The following is an 11438-nucleotide window of genomic DNA, read 5'->3' as shown; positions in this document are numbered from 1 at the left end:
TGCATCGGGCATTTTGAGACTGAAACAGGTGTAAACCTATTTCAGGACTAGACACAGTTCACCTGTCGATGCTCATGGCCTCTTCGCGAGCAGGCTCGCTCCCACATTGACGGCGCGAACCTGTGGGAGCGAGCCTGCTCGCGAAGAACGATAACGCGGTGAACCTGCTTACTTCACAGCAATGGTGCCTTTCATCATCGAGATGTGGCCCGGGAAGGAGCAGAAGAAGCCGTAGTCAGTGCCAGCGGCCAGCTTCGAAACGTCGATGGTCAGCGTGTCTTTCTCGCCGGCGCCGATGATCTTGGTATGGGCGATAACGCGCTCGTCGCCGTCTTTCAGGTAGTTCTTGTCGATGCCGGCAGCCAGGCCGTCGGTAGCGATCGGCTGCATGTCGGCTTCTTTGCTGATCACCAGGTTATGGCCCATGACGTTCTTCGGCAGGTTGCCGGAGTGGGTCAGCTCGACGGTGAAGGTCTTGCAGCTCTTGTCGATTTCGATGGCTTTGGTGTTGAAGGACATCTGGTCGGTGGAATCAACGGTGGTTTTGCACTCGGCAGCCATCAATTGGCTGCTGGCCAGCGCCAGCAGGGATACCGCAACAACTTTGGAAAACATGGTGAATCTCCAAGGCAGGGTTAACAAAAACACTAATGGTGGAAAGACTGCCTGAAATCTTCGCAAGTTCCTATGACTTGAGTCAAAAATTGTATACAACTTTCAGGCTATGACACTTATCGAAACAATCTACCGGCGATAATCCCGGGCCGGGCCTATGATCGGCGCATCTACTGAAACGGAGTACCGATCATGTTCTTTAACGGCCTGTTGTGCAGTTTGCTCGCCGCTTACGCCTGTGGCGCCAGCGGTACCTTCGAATCGCCAGAACGCGAAGCTTAGCCCTTGGATCAAGGCGTGCCAGCCATTACCCTGTGACGGATTGACCCAGGAGGAAGGCATGTCTCTCACATCCGTTTGTGTATTTTGCGGTGCCAACGCCGGCACTGATCCGGCTTACACCGAAGCCGCCCAAGCCCTTGGCCGGGCACTCGCCGAGCGCCAACTGACGCTGGTTTACGGTGGTGGTGCCGTGGGTCTGATGGGCCTGGTGGCGGACGCCGCGCTGGCCGCCGGCGGCGAAGTGATCGGGATCATTCCGCAAAGCCTGATGGACAAGGAGATCGGCCACAAAAACCTGACGCGCCTCGAAGTCGTCGATGGCATGCACGCGCGCAAGGCACGCATGGCCGAGCTGAGCGATGCGTTCATCGCGTTGCCCGGCGGTCTCGGCACGCTGGAAGAGCTGTTCGAAGTCTGGACCTGGGGCCAGCTCGGTTACCACGGCAAACCGCTGGGGCTGCTTGAGGTGAACGGTTTTTACAGCAAACTCACGGCTTTTCTTGACCATATCGTCGGCGAAGGCTTCGTTCGCGCCCAACACCGTGACATGCTGCAAGTGAGCGAATCAGCACAATCGCTGCTCGACGCCCTGGATAACTGGAAGCCGACCGTCACGCCCAAGTGGGTCGACCAAAAACCCGGCTAACCGCCGGGCACCGATACAGGGCAGAATACGCGCCGCTCAACCTCACCTTCGACCCCAGAGGATCGCCCATGGCCAAACCCAATTACTCCTTCGCCAAACGTCAACGAGACCTGGAAAAGGAAAAGAAGAAAGAGGAAAAGCTTCAGCGCAAGAAACAACAGGCTGAAGAAGCGGCACTGAACCCTGACGGTGAAGTGGCGACTGACAACGATGATGAAGTTGTTGATGCACCGAAAGACCAGGCACCTGACGCCTGAGCCCCACCGGGTTTGATGATCGAGTCAGACCCTGCGGATTTGTGACGGGGCTGGCGGCTCAGCCGCTGGCTCTCACAGCCCTCCCAAATACACCCAATTCCCATGTGGGAGCGAGCCTGCTCGCGAAAGCGGTGTATTAGCCGCTTGTATGCTGATTGACCTGACGCCTTCGCGAGCAGGCTCGCTCCCACCGCTGATCAGCGTTAGTCCAATGGCATCACCGTGACGCGGACCTCCGGGTCGTGACTGCCGCCCCCCAAAATCACCCCACGCAACGGCGACACATCGGAAAAGTCCCGACCCCACGCCAGGGTGATGTGCTCCAGCGCCGGCTGCACGTTGTTGGTCGGATCGAAATCCACCCAGCCCAATACCGGACAGAACACCGAGACCCAGGCATGCGACGCATCGGCGCCGATCAGCCGTGGCTGTCCCGGCGGCGGCTGGGTCAGCAGATAACCACTGATGTAACGCGCTGCCAGCCCTCGCGAGCGCACGCAAGCGAGCATCAGATGCGCGAAGTCCTGACAAACGCCACGCCGGCGCTCCAGCACCTCGACCAGCGGCGTCGCCACTTGCGTGGCCTCGGCATCGAAGGTGAATTCGCTGAAAATTTTCTGCATCAAGGCCTGCACGCCCAGCAACAAGGGCCTGCCTGGAGGAAAACAGCTTTCGGAAAACTCGACGAAGCTGCGTTTCAAATGCACGTAGGGTGATTGAAACCGATAGCGACAAGCCTCCAGCATTTCGGCGGACAATGGCTGGCTGCTGTAGGTCAGCGCATCACGCGTCTGCTCCCACGCCGGGGACAGACTGAAATCCGCCGGTGGCCGCGCCAGCACCTCAACCGTGAGCCGGGCGTTGACCTGCAACTCGTCATGCGGGCGCTCGAAGGCCAGTCGGGTCAGCGGATTGCCGAACACATCCAGTTCATCCCGCCGCGTGGTCGGGTCCGGGCTGATCAGCAATTGCTGCTCGGTGCAGCGTTGCCACGTGCACTCACGCGGCCACAGGTGCGCGAGTTGCTGCGCCAGCGACACCGGGCTGTCGTAGTGGTAACAGGTGTCGTGGAAGATCTGGTAGTGCGCGCTCATCAGACGGACACCGTGCGCTGGCTGACATCATCGACATGGGCAAAGTGGCGCAGCGCCAGTCGATCGGACACCTGACCGCTGGCTTCGGCAATCTCTTGCAGCAGATCCGCCAGACCATCGAGCGCGGCACGCACACTGTTTTCCCCGAACAGCGGGTTCTCCAGACAGCCCAGATCGAACCGCGCCAGACGCTCGACCAATTGCGGCAGCCCGGCCTCGCGAGGTACGCCGAAATCATCGTTCAAGCGTTTCAAAGTGCGGGTCACCAGTTTCAACTGGAACAACACCGCGTGCGGGTTCTGCTCATCCAGCAGCAACAGGTCGAGCACCGGAATCAACTGCGCCACCGCCAGATACCGCGAACGGTAGGTGATGCTGCTGTTGCCCAACTCCAGCAGCCATTCCAGCCCCGCTTGATCGAACGCCCCGGCGCCGCGCAGAAACGCCGCCAGACTGCTGCTGAGAAACTGCAACCGCTCGATGCGCCGGCCGATCATCAGAAAGCGCCAGCCTTCGTCGCGCGTCATGTCGTCGAGCGCGAACCCCGAGAGCGCCGCCAGTGACATCACCAGCCGGTTGAGGAAATCCAGCAACTCGCCGAAGTCCGGCTCTTCGGTGTCCAGTTCCAGCGCCTCGCGCTGCAACTCGACCAACGCCTGCCAGTTTTCCCGTGAAAGCTTGCCGCGCACCTGCGAGGCCGCCCACTGCAAGCGCTGCAGGTTGGAGCGCAGGCTGAACGACCAGTCCTCGCCGAGCAGCGCCGCCAGCAGCCGCTCCGGCAGCTCACCCTCCTCCGGCAGCAACATCAGCCGCTCGCCCAGCTCCACGGCCGCCTGCAAGGCTTGCGGATCATCGCCATCGACATACCGCGCGAGCATGATCCGCAGCAGTCGCGCACTGTCGTCACAACGCTCGCAGTAACGACCGAACCAGAACAGGTTTTCCACTACCCGCGAGGGCAGATAAGGATCGCGGCGCACCAGATCGTGTACGCCGACGTTGCGCTGGGTTTTCCATTGTTCGCCACTCGGCGCACGCTCGCCCAACACCCAGGTGTCCTTGCTCGCCCCACCGCGCTGCATCGACACCACTTCGGCATCGGCCTCGGCAGCGACCCGGGTCAGCCCACCGGGCAATATGCGGTAACCGTCACCACTGGCCACCGCGTACACGCGCATGCCGATCGCTCGCGGTTGCAGTTGGCCGTCTTCGGCCTGCCAGATCGGCGCCTGGGACAGCTGCGCCAACTCTTGCGCGACATACGCGTATGGCCGCGCCTGCATGCGCTCGGCGAGCGCCTGGCGCTGTTGTTCGCTCAGATCGCGGCCGAATACCGGGGCGAAGCTTTGTGAGGGGAACGCCGGTTTGATCAGCAGCTCGGGAAGCTTTTCCAACGCCTGCGCCAGCACCGGCGCCTCGCCGCACCACCAGGTGGCGATGGACGGCAGCAGCAGTTCTTCGCCGAACAGGTACTGATTGATCTTCGGCAGAAATCCAAGCAACCCCGGCGACTCCAGCACGCCGCTGCCCAAGGCGTTGGCCACCAGCACCCGGCCCTGACGCACCGCTTCCAGCAGGCCAGGCACACCAAGTGCCGAATCGGTGCGCAGCTCCAGCGGATCGCAGAAGTCATCGTCGAGCCGGCGCATGATCGCGTGCACCCGGCGCAGACCACTGAGGGTTTTCAGGTACACCGTGGCATCGCGCACGGTGAGGTCGCCGCCCTCCACCAGCGGATAACCGAGCTGGCGTGCCAGATAAAGGTGTTCGAAGTAACTTTCGTTGAAGCGTCCGGGCGTCAGCAACACCACCAGCGGCGCATCATCGGCACACGGCGCCTGACGCGCGAGGGTTTCCTGCAGGGTGCGGAAGAACCCAGCCAGATGCTGCACTTTCAGATCGCGGTACAACTCGGGAAAGGCGCGCGACACAATGGTGCGATTTTCCAGCGCATAGCCCGCGCCCGACGGTGCCTGAGTACGATCCGCCGTGACCCACCAGCGCCCGTCCGGCGTGCGCGCCAGATCCACGGCGTACAGATGCAGAAAGGCATCTTCCGGTGGTGCGATGCCCTGACAGGGCCAGAGAAAATTGTTGTGGCCGAACACCAGCTCCGCCGGTAACAACCCTTCGCTGATCAATCGCTGTGGCCCATACAGATCAGCCAGTACCGCATTGAGCAGGCGTGCTCTCTGGGCAATCCCCGTCGAGAGTTGTTGCCACTCGTCAGCAGCGATCACGTGCGGCAGCAGGTCCAGCTCCCACGGGCGGTCAGCGCCCTTGGGATCGGCATAGACGTTGTAGGTCACGCCGTTTTCCTGAATCTGCCGGGCCAGCAACGCCTGCCGCTGCACCAGTTGCGCCGGGGTGCTGCGCTGCAATTGATCGAACAGCCGCCGCCAGTGCGGGCGCACTTCCCCGCTGTCATTCAGCAGTTCGTGATAAGTGCCCGCGGTCAGCGGGTAGCGGTCTAGCAGGTCAGGCATGGAAAGCTCGGCAGACAGCAAGGAACGGTCAGACTAACGCAGGCACATGACGTGCGGATATACGAAAAATCCGCATGTCGTGCAGGACTTAGAAACGTCGTAAATCGAGCGTCATCGGCAACTCGTCGGAGATTGTCAGGTTCGGTATCGGAAGTTTCCCCGGCGTGTGTCCGATGCGGAAAAACCGCGCCATGCGCCGGCTCTCAGCTTCGTTGGCATTGACCGGTAACGTCTCGTAATTGCGCCCGCCCGGGTGCGCCACGTGGTACTGGCAACCGCCCAGCGAACGCTGCATCCAGGTGTCGAGCAGGTCGAACACCAGCGGCGCGTGCACCGGGATGGTCGGTTGCAGGCAGTTGGCCGGTTGCCAGGCCCGAAAGCGCACGCCGGCGACGAACTCACCGATGCGCCCGGTCGGTTGCAGCGGCAGCGGAATACCGTTACAGGTCAGCAGATAGCGCTGCGGCGGCAAGCCGCTGAGCTTGATCTGCAAACGCTCCAGCGACGAATCGACATAACGCACCGTGCCGCCCGCCGTACCCTCCTCGCCCAGCACATGCCAAGGTTCCAGCGCCTGGCGCAGCTCCATCTCGATGCCGCTGACCGCGTAATCGCCGACCTTGGGAAAACGGAACTCCAGATGCGCGGCAAACCATTCGGCGCGCAACGGATAACCGGCGTTGTTCAGTTCGACGATGACGTCGGCGAAATCCTGCTCGATAAAGTGCGGCAGCATGAAGCGGTCGTGCAGCTCGGTGCCCCAGCGCGCCAGTTTCGGCGGCGCATATGGCTCGCGCCAGAATCGCGCAACCAGCGCACGCAGCAACAACTGCTGAGCCAGGCTCATCCGCGCATGCGGCGGCATTTCGAAGGCGCGCAGCTCCAGCAGGCCCAGACGCCCGGTAGCGCCATCCGGCGAATACAGTTTGTCGATGCAGAACTCGGCGCGGTGAGTGTTGCCGGTGACGTCGATCAGCAAATTGCGCAGCAGTCGATCCACCAGCCACGGCGCGCACGCTTCGCCCGGTTCAGGCATCTGCGCGAAGGCGATTTCCAGTTCGTACAGGGCGTCGTTGCGCGCTTCATCGACCCGTGGCGCCTGCGAGGTCGGGCCGATGAACAAGCCGGAAAACAGGTAGGACAGTGACGGATGGTTGTGCCAGTAGCTGATCAGGCTGCGCAGCAGGTCCGGGCGACGCAGGAACGGTGAGTCCGCCGGGGTCGCGCCACCGAGGACGAAATGGTTGCCGCCGCCGGTGCCGGTATGGCGCCCGTCGATCATGAATTTTTCGGTGGTCAGGCGGGTTTGTCGCGCCTGTTCATAGAGAAACTCGGTGCGTTCGACCAGTTCGTCCCAGGTCGCCGATGGCTGCACGTTGACCTCGATCACGCCCGGATCCGGGGTGATGCGGAAGTTGCTCAGGCGCGGATCGCTCGGCGGCTCGTAACCTTCCAGCAGCACCGGGCAATGCAGCTCTTCGGCGGTGGCTTCGATGGCCGCCACCAGTTCCAGATAGTCCTCGACCCGCTCCAGCGGCGGCATGAACAGATACAGACGCCCTTCGCGGGCCTCGGCGCAGAAGGCGGTGCGGGTCAGCCAGTCGGCGGACTCGTCGATTTTCGGCGCACGTTCGGCGGCTGCGGCGGGTTCGGCATGACTGTTGAGCTGCGCGGTGTCCGGCAGCTCGGGAAAGTCCTGATTCGGATCGTTGGGATGAATGAACGGATACTCGGCGGCCTTCACCCACGGCTGCGAGCCGAGTGGCAAGCGATAACCCAACGGCGAATCCCCCTGCACCAGTCGGCAATGCTCGTCGCGCAGATACCAGCGCCCGCTCTGCCATTGATCACCCTTGGCGGTGCGGGCCAGCGGCAGCACCTGGCCGATCACTTTATCCAGGCCCTGCGCGAAAACCTTGCGCAGACGCGCACGCTCCAGCGGTTCTTCAAGACGCGAGTCTTCAGCGCTGACGTTGCTCGGCAATGCGCCCTCACGCCAGAGGTAATAAAAATTGTCTTCATAGGCTGGAAACACGAAACGTGCCGGCAGTTTCAGGCGTTCGGCAACACTCGCGAGAAAGCGTCCCGCCAGTTCGCCATCGGCGCCGTAGTCCTGCTGCTCATCGGCGATCAGCGCGCTGTTGTGCCAGATCGGCACGCCATCGCGGCGCCAATAGCAGTTGAGCGACCAGCGCGGCAATTGCTCGCCCGGGTACCACTTGCCCTGACCGAAATGCACCAGACCTTTCGGCGCATAGTGCTGGCGCATGCGCTGGAACAGTTCGGCGGAGAGGCGGCGCTTGTCCGGGCCCAGCGCGGCGGTGTTCCACTCGGCGCCGTCCGGGTCATCGATGGAGACGAAGGTCGGCTCGCCGCCCATGGTCAGGCGCACATCGCCTTCCAGCAGGTCGGCATCGATCTGCCGGCCCAGCGCCTGAATCGCCAGCCACTGCTCATCGGTGTAGGGCTTGGTCACCCGTGGCGCTTCCCAGATCCGCTCCACCGACATTTCGTGGCTGAACTGGCATTCGCACGGCTCGACCAGACCACTGATCGGCGCGGCTGAGGATGGATCAGGGCTGCAGGCCAGCGGGATATGCCCTTCGCCGGCGAACAATCCGGACGTAGCATCCAGACCGATCCAGCCTGCGCCTGGCAAGTACACCTCGCACCAGGCGTGCAGGTCGGTGAAATCCACCTCGGTGCCGGACGGGCCGTCGAGGCTCTTCACGTCGGCAGTCAGTTGAATCAGGTAACCGGAGACAAACCGCGCGGCCAACCCGAGGTTGCGCAGCAGTTGCACCAGCAGCCACGCCGAGTCGCGGCAGGAGCCGGAGGCATGTTCGAGGGTGTGTTCCGGAGTTTGCACGCCCGGTTCCATGCGGATCAGGTAGCGGATGTCTTCGCTGAGACGCTGGTTGAGCATCACCAGGAAATCCACGGCGGGCAGCGGCGTACGGTCGATCCCGTCCAGATAGGCTTTGAATGCCGGGGTCAGCGGCAGAGTTTCGAGGTACGGCGCCAATTCCTTGCGTTCATCTGCGGCGTAAGTGAAGGGGATTTTCTCGGCATAGGGTTCGAGGAAGAAGTCGAAGGGGTTGAACACCGCCATCTCGGCCAGCAGATCGACCTCGATGCGCAACTCATCGGTTTTCTCGGGGAACACCAGCCGCGCGAGGTAGTTGCCCTGCGGGTCTTGCTGCCAGTTGATGAAATGCTGCTCGGGCGAGACCTTCAGCGCATACGAGAGGATCCGCGTGCGGCTGTGGGCGGCCGGGCGCAGGCGTACGATCTGCGGGCCGAGTTCGACAGCGCGGTCGTAGCGGTAATGCGTGACGTGATGCAATGCGACATGAATCGACACGGCGTGCCTCCTGCGAGCCTAAGCGTATTCGAAAGCGCGCAAGACTTATGCCATGCAAGGGCTTGGGCGCTTTCCCGGAATGCTCAGGGCAGTACAGCACCAAAATCGGGCGATGCGGGAAAATGCCTTAGTGAAGTTGCGCCTAAATGTGGCGAAGGAATTCTTGTGTGGCGAGGGAGCTTGCTCCCGCTGGGGCGCGAAGCGGTCCTAAAATCATCAACTGGATGTTTCAGGAGGATCGAGGGATCCGACTTTACGACGGCTTCGCCGCCGAGCGGGAGCAAGCTCCCTCGCCACATGAATTTCAGCGACTTTGAAATGAAAAACGCCAACCCGAAGGTTGGCGTTCTGTTGAAACAAAAAGCGACTTAGCGCGGAACGACTGGCTTGCGAGCCGGTTTCGGCCCCTTGCCCTTGGCCGCTTCCTTGCGCTCCTTGGCCGCCTGCTGGTTGCGGGCGAATGCCGCAGCCTTGGCTTGTTCACGCTTGTCCCAAGGATTGCCACCGTCGCTGGCACGCGGCGGCAGGCCGTTGTGCTGGGTGAGAATCTTGGTGGTCTTCTCTTTCGCGACCTTGTGGCTGCCGGCCGGCGTCGAGTTCTTGCGACGGGCGCTCTGGTAGCTGTCGGTGGCAGGTTGGTGCAGCGGAATCAACTGATCCTTGCCCGGACCGATCAGATCACCACGGCCCATGCGAATCAACGCTTCGCGCAGCATCGGCCAGCCTTTCGGGTCGTGATAACGCAAGAACGCCTTGTGCAGGCGGCGCTGCTCTTCGCTCTTGACGATGGTCACGCCGTCGCTCTTGTAGGTGACCTTGCGCAGCGGGTTCTTGCCCGAGTGGTACATCGCGGTCGCAGTGGCCATCGGCGACGGATAGAACGCCTGCACCTGGTCGGCACGGAAACCGTTGCCCTTGAGCCACAGCGCCAGGTTCATCATGTCTTCGTCGGTGGTGCCCGGGTGCGCGGCGATGAAGTACGGGATCAGGTACTGCTCTTTGCCTGCTTCCTTGGTGTACTTCTCGAACATGCGCTTGAACTTGTCATAGCTGCCAATGCCCGGTTTCATCATCTGGTTGAGCGGACCTTCCTCGGTGTGTTCCGGGGCGATCTTCAGGTAACCGCCAACGTGGTGGGTCACCAGCTCTTTGACGTACTCCGGCGACTCGACCGCGAGGTCGTAACGCAGGCCGGAGGCGATCAGGATCTTCTTCACACCCGGCAGGGCACGGGCGCTGCGGTACAGCTGAATCAGCGACGAGTGGTCGGTGTTCAGGTTCGGGCAGATGCCCGGGAATACGCAGGACGGCTTGCGGCACGCGGATTCGATCTCCGGGCTCTTGCAGGCGATGCGATACATGTTCGCGGTCGGGCCGCCGAGGTCGGAGATGACGCCGGTGAAGCCTGGAACCTTGTCGCGGATCTCTTCGATTTCGCGAATGATCGACTCTTCGGAACGGTTCTGGATGATCCGGCCTTCGTGCTCGGTGATCGAGCAGAAGGTACAACCGCCGAAGCAGCCACGCATGATGTTCACCGAGAAACGGATCATGTCGTAGGCCGGGATCTTCTCCTTGCCGTACGCCGGGTGCGGAACCCGTGCGTAAGGCATGCCGAACACGTAGTCCATTTCTTCAGTGGTCATCGGAATCGGCGGCGGGTTGAACCAGACGTCGATCTCGCCATGTTTCTGCACCAGCGCGCGGGCGTTGCCCGGGTTGGTTTCGAGGTGCAGCACGCGGTTGGCGTGGGCATACAGGACCGGGTCGTTACGCACCTTTTCCATCGACGGCAGGCGGATCACGGTCTTGTCGCGAGTCATGCGCGGGCTGGCCAGGATCTGTACGACCTTGGCTTCCTCGGGATCATCCACCGGGCCCTTCTCTTGCTCGATGGCGCAGGCCTGGGTGTCCTGGGTGTTGACGTACGGGTTGATGATCTTGTCGACCTTGCCCGGACGGTCGATACGCGTGGAGTCGACTTCGTACCAGCCCTGCGGCGTGTCACGACGGATGAACGCGGTGCCGCGCACGTCGGTGATGTCTTCGATCTTGTGCCCGTAGGACAGACGCTGGGCCACTTCGACGATGGCGCGCTCGGCGTTGCCGTACAGCAGAATGTCGGCGCTGGCGTCGATCAGGATCGAGTTGCGTACACGATCCTGCCAGTAGTCGTAGTGGGCGATGCGGCGCAGGGAAGCTTCGATGCCGCCCAGGACGATCGGCACATGCTTGTAGGCTTCCTTGCAGCGCTGGCTGTAGACCAGGCTCGCGCGATCCGGACGTTTGCCCGCCATGCCACCCGGGGTGTATGCGTCGTCGGAACGGATTTTCTTGTCTGCGGTGTAGCGGTTGATCATCGAGTCCATGTTGCCGGCCGCGACGCCGAAGAACAGGTTCGGCTCGCCGAGCTTCATGAAGTCGTCTTTGGACTGCCAGTTCGGCTGGGCGATGATCCCGACGCGGAAGCCCTGGGACTCCAGCAGCCGGCCGATGATCGCCATGCCGAACGACGGGTGATCGACGTAGGCATCACCGGTGACGATGATGATGTCGCAGGAATCCCAGCCGAGCTGATCCATCTCCTCCCTGCTCATTGGCAGGAATGGCGCTGGCCCGAAACATTCGGCCCAGTACTTCGGATAGTCAAATAACGGCTTGGCTGCTTGCATGTCGATAACCGGTGTTGGCTTT

At 62.0% G+C, this 11438-nt stretch carries 7 protein-coding genes; 2 read left to right on the top strand and 5 right to left on the bottom strand.

The annotated features are described in order from the left end of the window. Positions 1–168: 168 nt before the first annotated feature. Positions 169–615, bottom strand: a complete 447-nt coding sequence (gene azu / locus QRN61_RS27145) for an azurin (protein ID WP_285376349.1) — start codon at positions 613–615, stop codon at positions 169–171. A gap of 340 nt (positions 616–955) precedes the next feature. On the opposite strand from azu, the gene QRN61_RS27140 reads away from it, so the two are divergent. Continuing rightward, the gene (locus tag QRN61_RS27140; RefSeq protein WP_285376347.1) at positions 956–1543 is read left to right on the top strand and encodes a cytokinin riboside 5'-monophosphate phosphoribohydrolase; all 588 of its coding nucleotides are present in this window, start codon (positions 956–958) and stop codon (positions 1541–1543) included. A 68-nt stretch (positions 1544–1611) separates the two neighbouring features. Beyond that, entirely contained in the window at positions 1612–1800 is a 189-nt protein-coding gene (locus tag QRN61_RS27135; protein WP_097089877.1) for a hypothetical protein, read from the top strand. Between the two features lie 203 nt (positions 1801–2003). Here QRN61_RS27135 and QRN61_RS27130 read toward each other — a convergent pair whose 3' ends face one another. From QRN61_RS27130 to QRN61_RS27115, 4 genes are all read right to left on the bottom strand, one after another. Beyond that, the gene (locus QRN61_RS27130; RefSeq protein ID WP_285376344.1) at positions 2004–2894 is read right to left on the bottom strand and encodes a transglutaminase family protein; all 891 of its coding nucleotides are present in this window, start codon (positions 2892–2894) and stop codon (positions 2004–2006) included. Then, a complete protein-coding gene (locus tag QRN61_RS27125) occupies positions 2894–5380 on the bottom strand; it encodes a circularly permuted type 2 ATP-grasp protein (protein WP_285376341.1) in 2487 nt (828 codons plus the stop codon). The genes QRN61_RS27130 and QRN61_RS27125 overlap by 1 nt, the downstream gene beginning before the upstream one ends. 88 nt (positions 5381–5468) lie before the next feature. Beyond that, positions 5469–8744 carry a transglutaminase family protein gene (locus QRN61_RS27120; protein WP_097089874.1) on the bottom strand — a complete coding sequence of 1092 codons (3276 nt, stop codon included), beginning with the start codon at positions 8742–8744 and terminating at the stop codon, positions 5469–5471. A gap of 368 nt (positions 8745–9112) precedes the next feature. Beyond that, positions 9113–11416 carry a YgiQ family radical SAM protein gene (locus tag QRN61_RS27115; protein ID WP_007967456.1) on the bottom strand — a complete coding sequence of 768 codons (2304 nt, stop codon included), beginning with the start codon at positions 11414–11416 and terminating at the stop codon, positions 9113–9115. Positions 11417–11438: the final 22 nt, after the last annotated feature.

It is taken from the genome of Pseudomonas sp. lyk4-TYG-107 (assembly GCF_030209055.1).
GTDB lineage: Bacteria > Pseudomonadota > Gammaproteobacteria > Pseudomonadales > Pseudomonadaceae > Aquipseudomonas > Aquipseudomonas putida_A.
Note: the sequence above shows the minus strand (reverse complement) of the source record. Positions and strands in the feature narration are given on the sequence as shown.